The sequence below is a fragment of the Affinundibacterium fentianense genome, assembly GCF_018139545.1.
Classification (GTDB): Bacteria; Pseudomonadota; Gammaproteobacteria; order Burkholderiales; family Burkholderiaceae_D; genus Undibacterium; species Undibacterium fentianense.
Genome location: NZ_JAGSPJ010000008.1, coordinates 115,196 through 133,718, shown reverse-complemented (window position 1 = coordinate 133,718; position 18,523 = coordinate 115,196). Strand labels below are relative to the sequence as shown.

At 45.3% G+C, this 18,523-nt stretch carries 19 protein-coding genes; 14 read left to right on the top strand and 5 right to left on the bottom strand.

Going from position 1 to position 18,523, the window contains the following annotated elements; translation table 11 throughout:
- Positions 1-59 precede the first annotated feature (59 nt).
- The 13 genes from KDM90_RS17205 (at position 60) to KDM90_RS17145 (ending at position 9,479) form a co-directional block, all read left to right on the top strand.
- Positions 60-485, top strand: coding sequence for an LIC_13387 family protein (locus KDM90_RS17205; protein WP_212676856.1), 426 nt, complete (start codon positions 60-62; stop codon positions 483-485).
- 177 nt (positions 486-662) lie between these two features.
- Positions 663-1,304 carry an ANTAR domain-containing response regulator gene (locus KDM90_RS17200; protein ID WP_212676855.1) on the top strand — a complete coding sequence of 214 codons (642 nt, stop codon included), beginning with the start codon at positions 663-665 and terminating at the stop codon, positions 1,302-1,304.
- Positions 1,305-1,605: 301 nt separating this feature from the next.
- Positions 1,606-2,127 carry a chemotaxis protein CheW gene (locus KDM90_RS17195; protein ID WP_212676854.1) on the top strand — a complete coding sequence of 174 codons (522 nt, stop codon included), beginning with the start codon at positions 1,606-1,608 and terminating at the stop codon, positions 2,125-2,127.
- Between the two features lie 57 nt (positions 2,128-2,184).
- Entirely contained in the window at positions 2,185-3,945 is a 1,761-nt protein-coding gene (locus KDM90_RS18190; RefSeq protein WP_212676853.1) for a methyl-accepting chemotaxis protein, read from the top strand.
- Positions 3,946-4,007: 62 nt separating this feature from the next.
- Positions 4,008-4,409, top strand: coding sequence for an ANTAR domain-containing protein (locus KDM90_RS17185; protein WP_212676852.1), 402 nt, complete (start codon positions 4,008-4,010; stop codon positions 4,407-4,409).
- Positions 4,410-4,736: 327 nt separating this feature from the next.
- Entirely contained in the window at positions 4,737-5,186 is a 450-nt protein-coding gene (locus KDM90_RS17180) for an ACT domain-containing protein (RefSeq protein WP_230409865.1), read from the top strand.
- Between the two features lie 110 nt (positions 5,187-5,296).
- Positions 5,297-5,617: a quaternary ammonium compound efflux SMR transporter SugE gene (gene sugE / locus KDM90_RS17175; RefSeq protein ID WP_212676851.1), complete on the top strand. Its 321-nt coding sequence runs from the start codon at positions 5,297-5,299 to the stop codon at positions 5,615-5,617.
- Positions 5,618-5,716: 99 nt separating this feature from the next.
- Positions 5,717-6,802, top strand: coding sequence for a glycosyltransferase family 4 protein (locus tag KDM90_RS17170; protein ID WP_212676850.1), 1,086 nt, complete (start codon positions 5,717-5,719; stop codon positions 6,800-6,802).
- Between the two features lie 184 nt (positions 6,803-6,986).
- On the top strand, positions 6,987-7,595 hold the full coding sequence (locus KDM90_RS17165; protein WP_212676849.1) for a hypothetical protein: 609 nt from the start codon (positions 6,987-6,989) through the stop codon (positions 7,593-7,595).
- Between the two features lie 70 nt (positions 7,596-7,665).
- Positions 7,666-7,824, top strand: a complete 159-nt coding sequence (locus KDM90_RS17160) for a hypothetical protein (RefSeq protein ID WP_212676848.1) — start codon at positions 7,666-7,668, stop codon at positions 7,822-7,824.
- A gap of 32 nt (positions 7,825-7,856) precedes the next feature.
- Positions 7,857-8,303, top strand: a complete 447-nt coding sequence (locus tag KDM90_RS17155) for a pyrophosphatase (RefSeq protein ID WP_212676847.1) — start codon at positions 7,857-7,859, stop codon at positions 8,301-8,303.
- Positions 8,300-8,908: a DUF2306 domain-containing protein gene (locus KDM90_RS17150; RefSeq protein WP_212676846.1), complete on the top strand. Its 609-nt coding sequence runs from the start codon at positions 8,300-8,302 to the stop codon at positions 8,906-8,908. Before KDM90_RS17155 ends, KDM90_RS17150 begins: the two co-directional genes overlap by 4 nt.
- Positions 8,909-9,098: 190 nt before the next feature.
- Entirely contained in the window at positions 9,099-9,479 is a 381-nt protein-coding gene (locus KDM90_RS17145) for a hypothetical protein (protein WP_212676845.1), read from the top strand.
- A gap of 35 nt (positions 9,480-9,514) precedes the next feature.
- Here KDM90_RS17145 and KDM90_RS17140 read toward each other — a convergent pair whose 3' ends face one another.
- The 3 genes from KDM90_RS17140 to KDM90_RS17130 form a co-directional block, all read right to left on the bottom strand.
- Positions 9,515-9,805, bottom strand: a complete 291-nt coding sequence (locus tag KDM90_RS17140; protein ID WP_212676844.1) for a hypothetical protein — start codon at positions 9,803-9,805, stop codon at positions 9,515-9,517.
- A gap of 276 nt (positions 9,806-10,081) precedes the next feature.
- On the bottom strand, positions 10,082-10,417 hold the full coding sequence (locus KDM90_RS17135; RefSeq protein WP_212676843.1) for a zinc ribbon domain-containing protein YjdM: 336 nt from the start codon (positions 10,415-10,417) through the stop codon (positions 10,082-10,084).
- Between the two features lie 199 nt (positions 10,418-10,616).
- Positions 10,617-12,479: a pre-peptidase C-terminal domain-containing protein gene (locus KDM90_RS17130; RefSeq protein WP_212676842.1), complete on the bottom strand. Its 1,863-nt coding sequence runs from the start codon at positions 12,477-12,479 to the stop codon at positions 10,617-10,619.
- Between the two features lie 500 nt (positions 12,480-12,979).
- Here KDM90_RS17130 and KDM90_RS17125 point away from each other — a divergent pair, with 500 nt between their 5' ends.
- Positions 12,980-16,024 carry a tetratricopeptide repeat protein gene (locus KDM90_RS17125; protein ID WP_212676841.1) on the top strand — a complete coding sequence of 1,015 codons (3,045 nt, stop codon included), beginning with the start codon at positions 12,980-12,982 and terminating at the stop codon, positions 16,022-16,024.
- Positions 16,025-16,094: 70 nt separating this feature from the next.
- Here the strand turns inward: KDM90_RS17125 and KDM90_RS17120 are convergent, their stop codons facing one another.
- Complete coding sequence (locus tag KDM90_RS17120; RefSeq protein WP_212676840.1) at positions 16,095-16,937, bottom strand: DUF2846 domain-containing protein; 843 nt, start codon at positions 16,935-16,937, stop codon at positions 16,095-16,097.
- A gap of 255 nt (positions 16,938-17,192) precedes the next feature.
- Entirely contained in the window at positions 17,193-18,521 is a 1,329-nt protein-coding gene (gene fahA, locus KDM90_RS17115) for a fumarylacetoacetase (protein ID WP_212676839.1), read from the bottom strand.
- Positions 18,522-18,523 lie beyond the last annotated feature (2 nt).

Genomic DNA, 18,523 nt, shown 5'->3' with positions numbered 1-18,523 from the left:
TGTGTGAAATTTCGAGTGTAAAGTGGAAAACAATCGGTGATAAGGTAGAGGAGCGAGCAATGAGTGGATTAGGATCTATACTAATCGGCATGAGTGCATTGATATTTTTGGTTTTGGGTAGTATCCATCTCTACCTTAGTTTCTTTAGCCGAGTTTTCTATCCACGCGACGACCACTTGCTAGATCTGATGCAATCGAATTCGCCGCGTCTGACGAGACAAACGACTTTATGGCGGGCGGGACTCGGTTTTCATGCAAGTCATAGTCTTGGTGCGATGCTGTATGGCGCTCTTTTTCTCTATTTTGTAACCATCGTTCCCGATTTTTTCTTCAAACAAGATTTTTTGCTTGTCATCGGTTTCATTTATGTCGCTTGCATGTTCGCTTTAGCGAGACGATATTGGTTTCGCGTGCCTTTTTACGGGACCGCGCTCGCAAGCATCCTGTACTTGGTAGGGGGCGTCGTGGCTCGGTTTTCTCCTTAATTTTTGCTTGGTTTCATTTTTTTAAGATTGCGGGTCATGCGTCAATAAATGACCTGGTTTAGCCTAGACAATGGTAATCAGAGAAAGTTTGAATAAATTCCATTGGGAAGTCGCTTGAAATAATGGTTTGAGATAGGTAGTGCCTATTCGCACGTTCCTCATAGTGGAAGGAAATTTATGACACAAGAAAACGCAAAAAAGCCGGTGCAATTACTCGTTGTAGATGATGATGCGCTTGCTTTGTCGGCACTGAGTTTGATTTTGCACAATTCGAATTTTGCAGTGATAGAGGCTCATAGCGGACATGAGGCCTTACTAGTGGCACAGCAAACGCCTTGTGATCTCGCGCTATTGGATATGCATATGCCGGATATGAACGGCCTCGAGTTGGCAAAACAATTAGACGCCGCTGCCGGACTTCCTTGTATGTTTATTTCTGGTTCTAGCGAGGCCGAATTAGTGCAACAAGCCGCCGATTTTGGCGCTGTCGGCTATATTGTGAAGCCCTACGATATTCAACAAATCGCTCCTGCAGTATTGGCAGGACTAGCCCGAGCGAATGAGATTAAGCGACTGCGGCGTAAAGAGATTGATTTGACGACGGCATTAAATGCCGCGCGGGAGACCAGCATTGCAGTCGGACTTTTGATGGGAAAATTTAATGTCGATCGCGACACGAGCTTTGAGATGCTCCGAAAATATTCAAGATCTCATCGAGCTAAGATCCACGAGGTTGCGAGTGAACTTATTCAGGCGTCCGAGTTATTCAGTGCATTTAGTACTATGTTTGCAGAACAGCAACAGGCACATAAAAAATAATCGAAGCAGATTTAACGCTTGTTCACAATCTCGATAGTTTCTGTGTGGCAATGTCATTTATACTGTCGCTACAGTTTGAATAGATCCGAACGAATTACTCGGACTTGCACTCACCCAAGATTGTCGTGAGTGTGACAAGAGCACACATCGCTGCCTATACCCACGCAGCAAACCGCTTCAAACGGCCCATTCCGCCGAATTTCATTTAATTTTATCGTTGGCATTGTCCCCCGCATGCGTATTGTCAGCTTGCCTGGTTCATTGACGCTTGACGACACCTCATTTGAAACAAGGAAAGATCATGGAAAACCAATCGATCGAAGCCGATCATGCATCTCTCACGCAAGATGGCCCGAATGACTACTTGAGCTTCAAAATTGGCGAAGAAGAGTACGCCATCGATATTCAGAACGTGCAGGAATTGCGACGCTATGAGACGGTGACGCATATCGCCAATTCACCCGATTATGTCAAAGGCGTGATCAATTTGCGCGGCATCATTGTGCCCATTCTCGATATGCGTATTAAGTTGCGTATGGGGCCGCAACATTATGACGATTTGACGGTCGTCATCATTGTCAATCTGGCTGAAAAGCTCACAGGTATCGTGGTTGATAGCGTGTCAGACGTCGTGACTTTGGCTCCGAATGACATCAAGCCCGCACCGATGATTCAGGAATTGGTCGATTCAAATTATTTACTGGGTTTGGGAAGCTTAGACTCGCGAATGTTGATCGTTGTCGACATCGCGCGGATGATCAATAGCGCACAAATTGGGCAACTAAATTTGTCGGAAAAATGCGAAGTCGGCGTTTTGGCTTAGATCAGCCAATCTAGCAAACTAAGCCAAACTGAACTAATGCTTCAAAGTGAGAAAAAAATGAATATCAAAAATTTGAAAGTAGCGCAAAAACTCGCCATCGCTTTTTCCTTCATTATCCTTGTGTTGGTGATACTCTCGATTGTCAGTTACCAAGGGCTGGCGCAGCTAAAAAATGAAATGGATTTGACCGACAAAGATCGTTATCCAAAAATAGTGATGTTGCATACGATTAAAGATGGATTAAATGAGAACGCGCGCAATTTGCGTAATCTCTTGTTGTTGACTGATCCAGAGGTGCTGAAGGGTGAGTATGCCAATATTGAAGAGAGTGCGCAAATCATCGCAAAAAATCTTGAAAAACTCGACCAAAGCATCACGTCTGTCAAAGGGCGTGAACTGATCAAAGAGTTGATGGACGTGCGGGAGAAATTTATTGCGTCTAGAACAAAGTTTTTAAATTTGACCAAGGCCGGCGACAAAGAGCAGGCATTGACTCTCTTGAGTGGCGAGACACGTGGTATCCAACTGAATTATTTCGCTGCACTGGATAAGCTGATCACATATCAACAAAAATTGATGGAGGAATCGGCAACCGCAGCGGAATTGGATGCGCGTTCGGACATGAATTGGATCATTGGTATCTCCGCCATAGCTATCTGTATCTCAATTCTCTTGGCGATCTACATTTCTAATTCGATTACTCGCCCACTGAATCAAGCTGTGGCGTTCGCTCGTCGTGTAGCCGAAGGGGATCTCACGGCACAAATAGAAATTCAATCGAAAGATGAAACAGGGCAGTTGATGAGTGCACTGCAGGAGATGAATCAAAGTCTCTTAAATATCGTCTCGCAAGTGCGTTCTGGAACCGACACCATCGCGACCGCATCGACAGAGATCGCCGCAGGGAATATGGATTTGTCTTCTCGTACCGAAGAACAAGCGAGTTCACTGGAAGAAACGGCCTCTTCCATGGAAGAGCTCACCAGCACTGTTAAACAAAATGCTGACAATGCACGCCAAGCTAATCAATTAGCAAGTTCCGCTTCAACGGTCGCGACGCGTGGCGGCACTGTCGTGGCGAAAGTGGTCGACACGATGGGTTCAATCAATGATTCCTCGAAAAAAATAGTAGATATTATTAGTGTGATTGATGGCATCGCTTTCCAAACTAATATCTTGGCTTTGAATGCAGCAGTTGAAGCTGCACGTGCTGGTGAACAAGGTCGCGGATTCGCGGTGGTCGCATCGGAAGTTCGAACTCTGGCGCAACGCTCAGCGGCCGCTGCAAAAGAAATCAAGCATCTTATTGATGACTCGGTCAACAAGGTTGCGGAGGGCAGTAAGTTGGTTGAGGAAGCCGGCACTACGATGAACGAAATTGTCGTCAGTGTTCAGCGCGTGAGCGATGTGATTAGCGAGATTACGGCAGCAAGCCAAGAGCAAACCTCGGGGATAGAACAAATTAACGTTGCAATCATTCAAATGGACAACGTAACCCAACAAAATGCTTCTCTGGTTGAAGAGGCTGCGGCAGCTGCTGAATCGATGCAAGAACAAGCACGCAGTCTATCGGAAGTTGTGAGCGTGTTTAAAATCGATGCACTTGTACAATTGAATGATCTGACCACCACTAGCAAAACTAATAATAAACCACAAGCAGTTCGGGCATCGAATTTGAATGGGACAGTCAAACCCGCGGTAAAAAAGGTCGCTAAGCAAGTGCGTGCGGCTGGCTCGACGATGTTAAAGCCCGCGTTGGCAAATCGCGCGCCAGCATTGGCAACTGGTGCTGCTGATATTGATTGGGAAGAGTTTTAATGCTTACATTGCAAAGCCATTCTCACAAGCCTGCTTTCTCAACAATTCGCCAAGAGGTTACGATGCCAAGTCGCAAAAAATGGCGCAGTATTTTATGCATTAATGAAGATCAACAGCAGCTAAACATGCAAGGGCTAGTCTTGGGCTCTATGGCAAACTTGAGTGTGTACTATTGCAACTCTCTCCATAAAGCCGTGGATTTGATGAAAGCGGTTCAGCCCGACGTAGTCCTATTCGATTCGCAAGACAACGATGATATTCAGAGTATTTTGAAAGGATTGTTTAGCGAAGAGGAAATGACGATTCCATTCATTTGCTTGGTGAATACCGACCAGTATCTCGATTTAGCGCAAGTCGAACAGCAGAACATGTTAGGAGTGATTGTCAAGCCAATTGAATTGCTTCAGTTGCCCGAAAGGGTGCTTGATATCCTTGAATTCGACTTGATTGATTTGTGCGTATGAAATCCTAGTTATCGCGTGATGTTGACGGATTGAAGATCTTGCCATCTTTGTCGGCACATTCTTGGTATTGAGGCGAAGGGACCTGCAAATAAATGCTGCGGCAACTCTCTCGCTTTGGTAAAGTCATTTGCCTCAAGTATTTTTAACTGACGTGAACCTGTATCGGTTCAAAAGCCCCAGTCGCCCATCAATGCTTCGAACAAGCATCCATGGCGCTGGGGCTTTTGCTCTTAGTAAAATAGGAATCAGCCAAGAAATGGAAGACTGGCATGAACTAAGTGAAGAGAGTAGTATGCCGCTTGGATCGCAAAATCAATGCAAAATTCGATGAAAAAAGATGACAAAAATCAGGACTTTGAAAGTATTTCCTCGGCTGTCACGGACCTAAATCAGTTGTTACGGTCAATGCAGCCGCGTTTGAATCCAGGTGTCTTTGTTTTTTGTGTTCTTCCAAATCAAGCAGCAATTCCGCCAGAATGCATTGGACTAATGCGTGAGTCAGAAGGGATGACTGTTGTTGTGCCCGAAAACCTTGCAATTGAGGCAAATTTGACGATCTTGTTTCGCGCATCTTGGATTACCTTGCAGGTCCATTCAGATTTGCAAGCAGTCGGTTTGACGGCAGCATTCGCCAGCGCTCTAACGCAAGCTGGGATAAGTTGCAATGTGATTGCTGGTGGATTTCATGACCATCTATTTGTGCCGATTGCTAAAACAGAGCAAGCACTTCGCGCCTTATCCGAACTACAGATTCAAGCATCGGGATCAGCATCTTGAATCGATTTCCTGCGACTCAAATCAAGATTGGCATGATGAGAGCAATACCATCATCACGGGCCTTGCATCTAACTTGCAAGCGAGACGATTTCCATTAGGAGAAGCAGACGATGAATTGGTTCATATTAATTACGGCAGGATTGTTCGAGATTGTTTGGGCGATTGGACTCAAGTATTCCGATGGACTGAGTAAATTCTGGCCTAGTGTTGTGACCCTTGCAGCCATGCTCGTGAGCGTTGTTCTACTGGGATGGGCGATGAAAACGCTGCCGGTTGGAACTGCCTATGCCGTGTGGGTTGGCGTCGGTGCAATCGGAACTGCCATATTTGGCATAGTGTTGTTCAACGAGGCCGCAAGTCTTGCGCGGATTTTGAGTTTGTTATTGATCTTGTTAGGAATTATCGGTTTGAAATTAAGTGGTGCCGAGTAGTACCGAGTTGTGTGGGATCAAGTGCTTGAACATCTGGCTTTGTAGATTTTTGCAGATCCTAGATGCATTGTTAGTCGAGATAAAACAGGAATAGAGTTTATGAAATTGTTGGTGATTACCCATTCGTTTGATTTGAACGGTGCGGCGGCTATCTTAAAAACGATATTGCATTATTGGGTGCATACCCTAGGCTGGCAAGTCGACATTGCACTAAGAGACAAAGCCATGGCAGAACATGGCGCGGCATTACGTGAAGCAGGATTTTGTCCTTTGGTTGAAACTAAGCTACCTGGCGATTATGACTTTGCCTTAGTGAATACTTTAATTGATCGAGCGTACATTGACCATTTGTATGGAAAAATACCTATTGTATTTTGGGTGCATGAAGGAAGAACTGCTTTATTGAATATTCCCGATACGCCGCGCAAATTGATTAATGCATTTTCGAAACCGGACGTTCTAATCTTTGATTCAGATTGGCAAATAAAGCAGGTCTTTCAAAGTTTTTTGTATCACCTTCCGGCTTCGAGATTGCATTTCGCGCACTGTGCTGTGACGGACTTGAGTCAACATATTCAGATGGCGCCGAAAGTAGACGGCGCCCGCTTATCGATCATTTGTTTGGGGTCGGTGTACAGCCGTAAGCGCCAATTAGACCTTGCACAGGCCATCCTCATTGTTGGAAAAAAATACAAGATCAAAGGACGTTTTGTGGGTAGTCTAAAAAACGTGGATACCTTTGGACCCGTAATTCAAGATTTTTTGCATAAATTTCCCAGCGTCTTGGAATGGACTGGTGGAGTCAGTGAAACACAGCGCAATGAGTATTTATCCCAAGCTGATATCGCGTGCTTCCCGTCGGCCGATGAAACCTTTGGTATTGCGGCATTAGAAGCTGCGAGTTTGGGTTTGCCTGTTATCTTGGCTGATTTGCCGGTATATGACGAAGTCGGTTGGCGGCATGGCGAAAATTGCCTGAAGTTTTCCGTGCGAAACGTCAATGCGCTGGCAGAACAATTAGAGATTTTGGTCAGCGATTCGAGTTTGCGATCGCGTCTCAGTGTGGCTGGAAAAAAACTGTCAGCGCGCTTTGGCCACCAACAGTTCTTCGATGTGATGACGAATGCAGTAAAAGGCTTAAAGCGCCAACCCCTTGTACAGGTCGGAGAGAATCCAACAGATTAATTTTAAAAAAGTGAAAAGTCAGATTAAAAATGATAGGCTCTAGACTTTTCAATTTTACAATCTGTGAATCATGCTGTCCTTGATAAAAAAACGCTTGTGCGAAAGCACGGATCAATTGACATTGACCGAGCATGCATACTCGCGCTTCATTGCAAACAAATGCAGTTATGTATTTCTGAGCATTATGGTATGTGTACTGAGTGTGCAATCGGTTCATGCGCAAAGCAAAAAACAATCGAGTGAATATGGTCGCCGCTTGGAAGTGGAAATCAATTTGACAGCGGAGCAGATCGCTAAATTTGCTAACTTTAAGCCGCCAGCTGCGAATTTTCAGCCAATGAGTCCGATTGATGCTTTGACCGCGACGACGGAAGACTGGACTGGCGACCGAATAAATGCGGATAAAGATAAAGGTCCCTATAGTATGGTAGTGACCTTGAAGGGTAAGGCAAAACAGCATGGCGATGTGAGTACCTTGTGGACGACGGGGTGGGCTACTACCGAAGGTGCCGCAAACATTGTCGTGCTACCCGGTCTCTCAAAGCTCAATGTCAAGGCGGGTGAGGCGCTTGAATTGACCAAGGTGAGTGCACCAACGCGCTTCAAAGAAACCCGTGCTGTGCGGCCCATGCTGAGTCTCATCAAAGCCGAAAATATCGATATCGAGTCGATTCATATTCAGGTCTGGTCGGGTATTGGTGAAAATTCATGGCGCGACACCCTCATGGCGTTTCGTTGGTTGGGACTCGGCCTCATTTTCTTTCTACTGCGCTGGTGGTGGGTTAAACGTTAGTGGACCGCATTGTTCGCTTAAAACGTATTGTGCAAGAATAGAAAATCACTGTTGGAAATGGATTCCTGATGTGACTGACACCCCCAAGTTGTTTACGATTCTCTGGGGCGTTGGCTTACATTTAGAATGCGCCGTAAAGAGCCGTAAGGGTATGCGGAATGTCGCAACATCGCGGGTGAGCTTGGGAATCATTATTGCCTTGTTTTCTCTAGTTGGACATGTGTATTGAATGAATATTTTTATTGTGGGGGAAGCAGAATAATGAGTGTATTTTCCGAGCATATTAAACAATTTAACGGCATGTATAAATTGCCTGTGAGTGTCGCGCCGACGCTTGATGTTGGCGTGCCAGCCGCAGAACGGATGGCCGCTTTCAAAGATATTTTGATTGAAGAAGTGCACGAAATTGATGAAATTATTGAGGCGCAAAAAACAGGGCGCGATACAGTTGAAGTATTGACGATGCTTGCGGATTTGCTTGGTGATATTCAGGTTTATTGCGCGTCGGAAATGGCAAAATTTGGTTTGCCATTGGATGAGGTGTTGGACATTATTATGCAGTCGAATCTTTCTAAATTGGGTGCGGATGGGCAGCCTATTTATGATGAGCGAGGAAAAGTAATGAAGGGGCCGAATTATTGGAAACCAGAACCCAAACTACATGCGATGCTGACTGAAAGACTAGAAATACAACAAGGGAAAAAATGAAACTGCGAAAGCCGCTGTATTTTCTGATGTGTTTGTCGAGTGTTGCGATCGCTGCTTATGCAGTGGTGGCGTATGCAGCGTTCCCCCTCGGATCTTTGGTACATCCCGACATGCGCACTAATTTTGAACAGCATCGAGCAATCGTGTATACCCATATCTTTGCTTCTTGTCTTGCGCTCTTAATTGGTCCATTTCAGTTCTCAACTCAGTTACGTGCAATTTTTCCGATTTGGCATCGTCGTTTAGGAAAAATATATTTGTGTTTGGGCGTACTTCTAGGCGGCGTCTCCGGTTTAGTGATGGCTAACACAGCGTATGGTGGCATTGCCTCGAACTTGGGTTTCGGCATATTGGCGTTGCTTTGGTTGTATACGGGCTTGAGCGCCTACCGTTCGATTCGCATTGGCGACATCAATGCTCATCAGCGGTGGATGATACGTAATTTTGCACTAAGTCTCGCTGCGCTTAGCTTGCGCATATATCTCCCTTTAATCTTGATCTTTGGTTTGTCATTTTCGTTTTGGTATCCGATTATCTCTTGGTTATGTTGGGTCCCCAATTTGATTATTGCCGAATGGTTGTTTAATCGATCATTGTCGGATTGACGCATATTGACTCTTTAAGCTTGGTGAAGCTGGTTATTGAATATCGCTTTTAAGATTAATTGGACAAATAGTTTGGTCACGCCTATGCTGGTTGCGGCTATTCGTAGCTAGGCCAGTGATGTTGGAAGAGATGGGGATAGTCAGAATCAAATAATTCGAAACCATTTGACAAGATAAGGGGGGGAGCAAGATGCGATTTGATCGTAAATACTTGATTTCAGCTTTGGGGTTTGCAGCAATTGGGATGTGTTTGGGAATCGTGATGGCGGCCAGTAAAGACCATGCACAACACGTCACGCATGCGCATATATTGCTAATCGGTTTTGTGGTGTCGATGATCTATGCCATCGTCCACAAATTGTGGCTAACAGGCTTGCGTAGTGGAATAGCGAGGCTTCAATTTGTATTACATCATCTAGGTGCAGTCGGAATTGGAACAGGCTTATTTTTACTGTATGGTCGGTTTGTAACTGAAGAAAAATTGGAGCCTCTACTTTCGATTTCTTCAATTGCTGTCCTGATCGCAGTTCTCTTGATGCTATGGATGGTCATCAAATCACCCGATGCATAAGTGCTATTTGGCTGTTGGTATACGGTGTTTGTTACTTATCGCTTTTTGGTTGGAGATTTATTTGCAAAACCGGGTGGATTTGCTTTGAACCAGAACCATGCTGGATCTATCCCTCCTGCTTTAATTATGGTCTGATTGAGGCGCATTTGAATCACGATGGCGACAAACGCCAATGTACAGAAAATAGCAATGGCAATGAGTGAGTAAAACAGGACCTGCCAAGCAGGTGTGTGCGGGAAAGCATCATAAGCAAATCCGAGAAGTAGTGCCGTGATGGCTAACAGTGCTGTCAGAAATTTAATCGCGTTTTTGTAGAGCGAAGCCATGAATTGATCCTATTGAAATTCACTAGAGATAGTTGAACATCGAGAGTAGCGAGAGCTTTAGGTGCCATGTGAAAAAAAATAGCGACTCGCTTGCTACAACGACATGATAATGCAAAATAACAATAAAAAATGTTTTTTTATACAGTTTTTGAGTGTGATTTTGTAAGCTTATTCAATATTGAAGTGCGACTTGGGAGTTGATCGAGTATCGATTTGTGTGTTTGAAAGCCGGCACGTCAGAATTGGATTGACGTGCCTAACTTGGGGATAAATGCTTTAGACTTTTTTGAGATAGCAGGCTTTAAGCATAAAATTACCTGTGTCCATTTTGCAGTCAACTTCATGGTCGCCACCGACTAAGCGAATACTTTTTACTTTACTTCCTTGCTTCAAAGTTATTGACGAGCCTTTGACTTTCAAATCTTTAATCAAGACGACGGCATCACCGTCTGCCAATACATTGCCATTCGCATCTTTAACGATGCGTTCGTCTGATTCTTCGACGGCAGCTAATATTGCCCATTCGTTTCCACAATCTGCGCAAACGTAGTTATCATCATCTGGGTAGGTGTTTTCCATTCCGCATAAGGGACAGGGAGGTAATTGAGACATGTTTTCTTTCTTACTAGATACGAAGCACGCTATTATAACCTACAAAATGTAGGGTTTATTTCTTCCGTGAAGATCTCTCTCTGATTCGCGATAAATAAAAAGCCGAAGTACATAAAACGATACTTCGGCTTAATGATTTGTCGCATTAGGTGGGGCAGTGTCACATCAAACTTGCTGCTCCATTCAACTGCGGCTTCGATTAATTGATGGTGGCTTTGACCGTCAATGCACTAAACGCAGAATAGGCGTAGACCCCGACATAATAACGACCAGGGGAGGGGGCGTTGATTGAGCAAGTTTCAACTGATGTTGCACCGTCTGATTTGCATTTAAAACTGGCACTGGTCGGCTTGGTCGCAAGTTGCGTGTAGAGATCCGCATCACCATTGGCTCCGTTTAACGCGAATGTAACGCTAGTTTTGCCGGCGGGAACATCAATTGCATAGTATTTCCAAACCCCGGTCGCCGCGCTCTGATTGGCCAAACCAACGCCACTCGTTAACATGACGTCGGCTGGTGGTGTGCTCCCAGTCAGCGTGCCTTTCATTGCATAGTAACCCAATGAGGAATAATTCGAAAAGCCGTTCTGCGGTGTTCCTTCGGCTCCTCCAGCGACCACTAAACGATAGTCGCCGGCTGATAAGTTGAGGGCAATAAATTCCGCAGATCGGTTGACAGCCTTATTACTACTCGCGATCAATGTTCCCGCTGCAGTGTAAATTTTTGCGTCGACATCAAGCATCCCAAAATATTCAATAGGGTCAATTTTGAGATCCAGCTTGCCATTGCCGGTTACCGTAAATGTAAATGCATCAGTATCTGCTGTTTTTTCGATTTGACCAAAATTCGTCGTCGGGCTGATATTTCCTGCAGCATCAATGTTTAGAGCTTTACCCGACGGATTATCGTCCACGACATAAGGAATCGATTCGTTGACGTTCATAATTCGCAAATCGTCTTCGAAATTGGTTGCCGTGTTGTATTCGCCTTTACTCCAAGTCCAACGACTTGCCGCCCAGTTAGCACCCATCCAGTAATTACCCATGATCGGTCCCCATTGATAAGCTGCGATCCCTTCGAAATACTCACCACCGGTGCCGCCGTGATCATGATTCATGCCCATTTGATGACCGACCTCATGTGCAGCGGTCATACCAATTCCATAGCCGTAGTCAAAACCACTCGAGGGATTGCGATATAGTGTTCCTGCGGATGTTGTTCCGAAAGAGCTGAGTGGTGCGTTAGAGCGGCCATCCTGATTGACAAAATTAATCACGCCAGTACGTAAAATATTGGCAGACTTCGCTGCGTTATAAACTGCAGGATTAGTGGTGATATTAATGTTGTACATCGAGTATTGGTCCGCAACGATTTGCCACGCACGATACATATTCTCTTTCGTCACACCATTGAGAGGAGTTGATCCACTCATGACTGCGGAATGATTGAGATAAAAAACCCAAGGGCTTCCAGGCTTACTTTCTAATTTAGTGACATCTTCATTGTTGTACGGACCGATATGTTTTGCTTGACGCAAAGCCATACTGCTGTAAACGGGATGAATTGCGCCTGCGAGATTATTGATGGTCGTGGCCTTTAACCATTTCTCATCCAGATCGGGTACGACTTTGCTGATGGGAACTTCTGTCACACTGACGATACCTCGTGTATCGGTACTGTATTCCCACGCTTTTCTCTCTTTATGCTTGATGAGATAGCCACTAACATTTGAAGCGGAGCCTTTGAGATAAAAACTCGATTTTGCATCGCCTTTTATTTGACCGGTGACGGACAGGTTGCCATCTTTAAATTGGTAGTCGCTAATCTGTGTATTCAGGTGTTGATTTTTCGCCAAATCTTGTTCTCCAGAACGCAATCCGGTTGCTCGATTGGGATTGGTGAATTTCTCGGCAAGGCTGCGAATGACACTCGTCGCGCTGCCAACTTCCTGTTTTTGCTCAACCGCATTGGCGGTAAGAGCGAGTAACAATAGCCCACACAAAGCACTTGTTTGCGCATTTCTTGTGTGACTTTGTTTGTTTGTTTTGTTGTTCGGTTTCATATTGGTCTCCCATTTGGATTGAAAAGCCGTAGGAATCATGACTTTCCGGATTGCATATCGTTAAATTATTATGTTCGTGACGAAACCAGAACTAACTTCATGGAACCATGCCGGAAATTAGCTAACAGAATTCGGGACGAAGGCAGAGTTAAACAGAAAAATAGTCGTTTCAATATACCTCGGGTATATTCAAGCGATATTGATTTGTATATACAATTGACATGCTTTTTCAATAAATTTATCTGGGCTATTTAAACAAAAAACAATCCACGAAAATAACTTAAAAACACCATTTATCCCCTGTTTTTATGTCCTTTTAGAATTAGGTGTTTTTACTTTTCTGTTGATAATATAAAAATACACATGGTGTCGTATTCTGCGCTCACTCCTCAACGCGACTTGAGCTCGTAAAGTCTAGCTGTGCCCAATCAACGCGAAATAAGCTAGAGTGATGACCAATAGAAATTGATTGCTCGGAAACAAAAAATACCTCATCTTCCATGACTGCAAATTACGATTTTAAAACCATTTTTCGCTTGCATCAGACCGGAAAATTACAAGAAGCACTGCCCCTGTATCTGCAGTTCTTAGAGCGCCAGCCAGACCATATCGATGCTTTGGTTTCTTTAGCCAATTTGTATCTACAAATGGGTAATGCAACCGAAAGTGCTCACTATTTCGAACGTGCTCTCGAATTGAAGCCTCGAAAATTGTTGGCATTGCATAATTACGCAATGTGTCTCAAACAACTGAAACTGTTTGACCGAGCACTGCAGTATTTTGATCGAGCACTCATCGTTGATCCCTGCTATGAACTCGCCTATAAAAACAAATTAGCCTTATTAACTAGTTTAGGCAAACATAGCGAACTCAAATCTGTATTGCAAACTGCAGTCAAGAATTTGCCAGAATCGTTGAATTTGAGGATGCAATTAGCGAGTGTTCTACAGCAGGAAAAAAACTATGCCGATGCTTTAGAGGAAGTCGACGCGGTATTACAACGTCGACCCAATGCGGAGCAAGCGCACAATTTGCGCGCAAGCATTTTGTTAGGAATGGGGCGAGAAACAGATGCAGTGCTTGCCTACCAAGCAGCCATTCAAATTAATCCGAACTATACGAATGCCTATGGTAATTTGGGTATTGCCTACTTATCGCTGTGTGACTATCAAAGGGCATTAGACAATTTCGATCGAGCATTGACATTAGAACCTAACGTGGCGGGGGTACGGAATAATCGTGCGAATGCATTACAAAATTTGCATAGGTTTGAAGAGGCCTTATTGGCTTATGAAGACATCTTGGATCGCAATCCGCGCGACAGCGTTGCGGCAGCCAACAAGGGGATGCTCTGCCTATTGACAGGGCGTTGGAAAGAGGGATGGTCACTCTACGAGGCACGTTGGCAAAATGCCGCGATGTCGATACACGCTGAACTCTTCTCTTATCCTTTGTGGAATGGCAGTAATTCGCTTGAAGGAAAAATCATCATTCTTCATCCTGAGCAGGGTTTTGGCGATACGATACAGTTTTCTCGCTATGCTGCGCTCCTCGCCAAGCAAGCAGAAAAGGTTTATTTGGTGGTGAACGACCCTTTATACAGTTTAATGCAACATAGCATTACGCAGTGGCCTGAAGCGGCAAAAATTGAGGTGATGACCGCCGGCGCACAAATACCGGTCTTCCACTATCAATTGCCTTTGCTCAGCGCCCCGCGCGTGTTAAAAACGGAATTGAGGTCGATACCAAACTCGGGGCCCTATCTTTTTGTTGAACCCAAGAGCCGTGCAAAATGGCAGGAGATACTTGGCGCGACGAAACGACCAAGGATAGGTTTGGTTTGGTCAGGATCTGAAGCGCATACAAATGACAAAAACCGAAGTATTGCGCTTGACCAGTTAGTCTCCCAATTTCAGCAGTTCCTCCATCCAGAAATTGAATTTCACGCTTTGCAAAAAGAGATCAAAGTGAATGATCTCGCACTGTTGGCGCGACTGTCGATTCAAAACCATACAACACAGATCACTAATTTTAGTGATACTGCCGGTTTAATTGCGTGTATGGATTTAGTCATTAGTGTTGATACCTCTGTCGCACATCTTGCTGCTGCGATGGGTGTGGAGACTTGGATCGCGTTGTCCTATGTTCCAGACTTTAGATGGCTACTCGAAAGGCGTGATAGCCCTTGGTACGATAGTGTGAAATTGTTCAGACAAGTCGCGCCACGTCAGTGGAGTACGGTCCTGAAGGATCTTGCGCTCGCTTGCAATCGGCGTTTCGATCGCCCAGTTTTGACCTCGCTAGGATCAGCCCAACTCAGCAATGTCGCAGGGGTAGTTGGTACCGCGCGCACTCATCCACCTAGCGAAATGAATGTCGCAAACGGCTTAGTTCAGCAAGGTAAGTGGGATGATGCCGAAGCGATTTATCGTCAAGAGGCTGCGCGATTTGGGAGCAGTGCTAAATTGCACAATAATTGGGGTGTCGCCTTGCAGAAATTGCGACGCTATCAAGAAGCCCTTGACTCGTTTGATATTGCAATACGCCTAGATCCGACCTATGTGAGCCCACACCTGAATAAGGCGATGTGCTTGCTCAGTTTAGGTGATTTTGCGGAAGGATGGCACCTGTATGAATGGCGTTGGAAAAATTCCCAATGGGATGCTTCTCGCCGAGAATTTCGGCAAGCACGATGGACTGGGGAGCAAGACATTCGTGGTCGACGCATATTGATCTACACAGAACAGGGCTTGGGCGATACTTTGCAGTTTTGTCGCTTGTTAGCATTGCTGCAAAATAGGGGTGCCGAAATTGTATTCGAAGTTCAAGCTCCGCTTTTTAAGTTATTGCAATGCTTGCCAGTTACCGTCTTCATGACAGGCGAGGCCCCACAGAACTTCGATTTCCAATGTCCATTGATGAGTCTTCCACATGCTCTGCAACTTCGCGTGGAAACCATCCCGCAAGCGATACCTTATTTGCGCATCGACCAGACGACCGTGGATGAGTGGCGTAAGAAAATAGAATCAGCTTTTCCGGTGCAGGCTAATCGCATTCGGCGGAAAATAGGCTTAGTTTGGGCAGGATCGGTACATCATCTGAATGATGCTCAGAGAAGTATCCCATTCGCGATATTTAGTAAGCTCTTTCAATACGATGCTGATTTCGTCATTCTGCAAAAAGAGATTCGTCGTTCAGATCGGATGAACTTAGAACTTTTAAGGAATTTCGGTAAGCGAATTGCGATTGTCGATGCTGACTTAAATGATTTTGCTGATACTGCGGGTGCATTGAGTCAATTGGATTGCTTAATCTCGGTCGACACTTCAGTTGCGCATTTAGCTGGTGCTTTGGGAATTCCGGTTTCTTTACTCTTGCCATACGAGGCGGACTTCCGTTGGATGATAGAGCGAGAGGATAGTCCTTGGTACCCTAGTATGCGACTGTACCGACAAATTCAAGTTGGTGATTGGAACCAAGTGATTGAAAAAGTACGCAGTGATTTACAGTCGCTTGATGCACCAATCAGTCAAAAAAATGCGTAAAAACTAAATTCTTTGATCAGGAATGCAAAAACGTGCAAACGAATTTGCACGTTTTTTAAGACGGGTGAATTCAAGGGTTGAAAATCTCACACTGCCGTAATTCACATCGCGCTTTGAGTTCACGACCATCTTCACAATTGACTCGGTACACCTCGAGTGGACCTTTTTTATACAAAAGTCCAGCGCCTTTTTTCGATTCACAACTATTTTTCTTTGCAATACGTTCTACGGTGACCGATGAAACACCAATTTCAAAAGGCACACGCTCCACTTTAATGGGGCCGTCCGTGAGATGCGTTGATGTTGTCTCGGTTGATGCCCCTTTTGTTGGCGATTCATGAGTTGAATGCCTCTCTTCCTTCGTTGGAACGAGTGTTGCGCTTGGTGATTTACTTGGTTCTTCGCTGACCGACGACACTGATCCACTTGGGTTTTGTTTGGGGGCGGTACTCGGTTTAGTCTCAATGATCGACGTATCGATGAGTTGGGATTCATTGACGCCCGCTTTGCCTGTTGCCTCATCGACGACTTGTAATTTTGTTCTCGCCATCAAGAGTCCCATTTTGACTTCTTGCCAAATAAAGTAATTTTTACCAGCCTCTGCGCTTAGATCGAGAACAAAGTCGTTCTCCGCTTTCGATACAAGGGTGTGCTTTCCAGGAGCAACTTTTACGGCAAAGTAAGTTTTTGAGCCGGTCTTGCCGATTTCTTTCCCATCTATTTCGACAGGCATTTTGATCGCTGCACCCATAAACTCATTGCGATAAATGTAAAGATTCGCTTGATTCGGGTCTGCCGCAAAGGATTTTGCTTTTGCGTCTTCGGCTTGGCTTGCCATCTTAATTGATGCACATCCCGTTAAGAAGCTCGTCATCACGAGCGCCATGCCAAATAGTCTAGTTAAACCAGCCATGTTATCCCTGTCTTGTATTTGCAAATAATTAAAATCTTCGGAGTGCAGCTATTTAAGCAAATTCCCACCGTGATGAAAAGGAAAACTAGAAATAATGAGGTCTTTTTCTTACAGTGTTTGGTGAACGAACACTTCGATAAGGTCCAACCAGATTTTTTTGCGGGGATTTGCGGTTTATGCAATCAGAACGGCCCAATGGCGTACCAACTTAGTCATAAAAGTCAGTACGCATTGGGGGGAGTTCGGTGATTTTTTTCAGGGAATTGAACGTGCTGGGAGCAGGGAGCCAACAACTTCGCCAAAACCAATTCGTGGTGCGCCTTCTTTTTGTGCCCACCCACGCATGACAATACTATCGCCATCTTCAATGAATATCCGTTGTTCCCCATTACTAAAAGTAATCGGTTTCTTACCGCCTTCCGTGAGTTCAAGTAGTGAACCCGCTTCTTCGGCGGCGGGACCTGACTGTGTGCCTGACCCTAAGAAATCACCGGCCCGCAAATTGCAGCCATTGACGGTATGATGCGCCACCATTTGAGAAACAGTCCAATAAGAGTGGCAGAAATTAGACAAGGATAAACGCTGTGCTGGCAAGCCATCTTCACGCATTTTGCGGGTTTGCAATAGAACTTCAAGTTGAATATCGAATGCGCCTGCATTGCGGACATCTGCGTGGTCAAGATACGCCAAAGGTTGGGGGTCTGTTGCCTCACGTGACCACGCTTTTCGGTAAGGTGCTAAGGCTTCGAGTGTTACGACCCAAGGCGAGATTGTGGAGGCGAAATTTTTCGCAAGGAATGGGCCCAGAGGTTGATATTCCCAAGCTTGGACATCGCGCGCTGACCAGTCGTTCAGCAAGCACATACCGAACACGTGTTGTTCTGCCTCTTGAATATCAATTGCGCTTCCTAATGCGTTCCCTTGTCCAATAAAAATACCAACTTCGCACTCGTAGTCCATTCTTTTTGCTGGACCAAAAGTCGGCGTTGTTGCGTTCGGTGGCATGGTCTGCCCAATCGGACGACGGAATGCTTGTCCAGAGATGCCGATCGAAGACGAGCGACCGTGATAGCCAATGGGAACCCACTTGTAGTTCGGAAGAAGCGGATTGTCTGGACGGAATAATTTACCGACCGAAGTAGCATGGTGAATGGAGGTATAGAAATCGGTATAGTCGCCGATTTGGGCCGGCAAGGCATACTCAGCCTCCGCTTGCGCGATAAGTGTACCGACCAATTGTTTCTGGGCGACCGCATGTTCACGCAATGCCTTGGAGAGGCATAGTCGGACTTGTGATGCAACTTGATTTCCTAAATCCATCAAAGGATTGAGTTGGGTTGCCGTTAGCGCATGTGCCAAAGCGGCATTGCTAATTTCAGCAAATATGCCGGCATGCAACGCGATACTCAGATCGAGAATCTGATCTCCGATAGCAACGCCAACGCGAAACGCCTCATTGCTCCCAGCTCGACGGAAAATGCCAAATGGCAGGTTTTGAATAGGAAAATCTGTGGCGCCATCATTGGCGGAAACAACCCAACTACGTAGTGCTGGGCTGTGAGTTTCGTTGAGTTGAACGCTCATAA

What these genes read in the sequence shown, in the direction of transcription:
- fahA (WP_212676839.1), bottom strand. Translation starts at nt 18,521, where the DNA reads ATGAGCGTTCAACTCAACGAAACTCACAGCCCAGCACTACGTAGTTGG.
- sugE (WP_212676851.1), top strand. Translation starts at nt 5,297, where the DNA reads ATGAATTGGTTCATATTAATTACGGCAGGATTGTTCGAGATTGTTTGG.
- KDM90_RS17185 (WP_212676852.1), top strand. Translation starts at nt 4,008, where the DNA reads ATGCCAAGTCGCAAAAAATGGCGCAGTATTTTATGCATTAATGAAGAT.
- KDM90_RS17145 (WP_212676845.1), top strand. Translation starts at nt 9,099, where the DNA reads ATGCGATTTGATCGTAAATACTTGATTTCAGCTTTGGGGTTTGCAGCA.
- KDM90_RS18190 (WP_212676853.1), top strand. Translation starts at nt 2,185, where the DNA reads ATGAATATCAAAAATTTGAAAGTAGCGCAAAAACTCGCCATCGCTTTT.
- KDM90_RS17130 (WP_212676842.1), bottom strand. Translation starts at nt 12,479, where the DNA reads ATGAAACCGAACAACAAAACAAACAAACAAAGTCACACAAGAAATGCG.
- KDM90_RS17195 (WP_212676854.1), top strand. Translation starts at nt 1,606, where the DNA reads ATGGAAAACCAATCGATCGAAGCCGATCATGCATCTCTCACGCAAGAT.
- KDM90_RS17180 (WP_230409865.1), top strand. Translation starts at nt 4,737, where the DNA reads ATGAAAAAAGATGACAAAAATCAGGACTTTGAAAGTATTTCCTCGGCT.
- KDM90_RS17155 (WP_212676847.1), top strand. Translation starts at nt 7,857, where the DNA reads ATGAGTGTATTTTCCGAGCATATTAAACAATTTAACGGCATGTATAAA.
- KDM90_RS17170 (WP_212676850.1), top strand. Translation starts at nt 5,717, where the DNA reads ATGAAATTGTTGGTGATTACCCATTCGTTTGATTTGAACGGTGCGGCG.
- KDM90_RS17165 (WP_212676849.1), top strand. Translation starts at nt 6,987, where the DNA reads ATGGTATGTGTACTGAGTGTGCAATCGGTTCATGCGCAAAGCAAAAAA.
- KDM90_RS17135 (WP_212676843.1), bottom strand. Translation starts at nt 10,417, where the DNA reads ATGTCTCAATTACCTCCCTGTCCCTTATGCGGAATGGAAAACACCTAC.
- KDM90_RS17125 (WP_212676841.1), top strand. Translation starts at nt 12,980, where the DNA reads ATGACTGCAAATTACGATTTTAAAACCATTTTTCGCTTGCATCAGACC.
- KDM90_RS17200 (WP_212676855.1), top strand. Translation starts at nt 663, where the DNA reads ATGACACAAGAAAACGCAAAAAAGCCGGTGCAATTACTCGTTGTAGAT.
- KDM90_RS17120 (WP_212676840.1), bottom strand. Translation starts at nt 16,937, where the DNA reads ATGGCTGGTTTAACTAGACTATTTGGCATGGCGCTCGTGATGACGAGC.
- KDM90_RS17205 (WP_212676856.1), top strand. Translation starts at nt 60, where the DNA reads ATGAGTGGATTAGGATCTATACTAATCGGCATGAGTGCATTGATATTT.
- KDM90_RS17150 (WP_212676846.1), top strand. Translation starts at nt 8,300, where the DNA reads ATGAAACTGCGAAAGCCGCTGTATTTTCTGATGTGTTTGTCGAGTGTT.
- KDM90_RS17140 (WP_212676844.1), bottom strand. Translation starts at nt 9,805, where the DNA reads ATGGCTTCGCTCTACAAAAACGCGATTAAATTTCTGACAGCACTGTTA.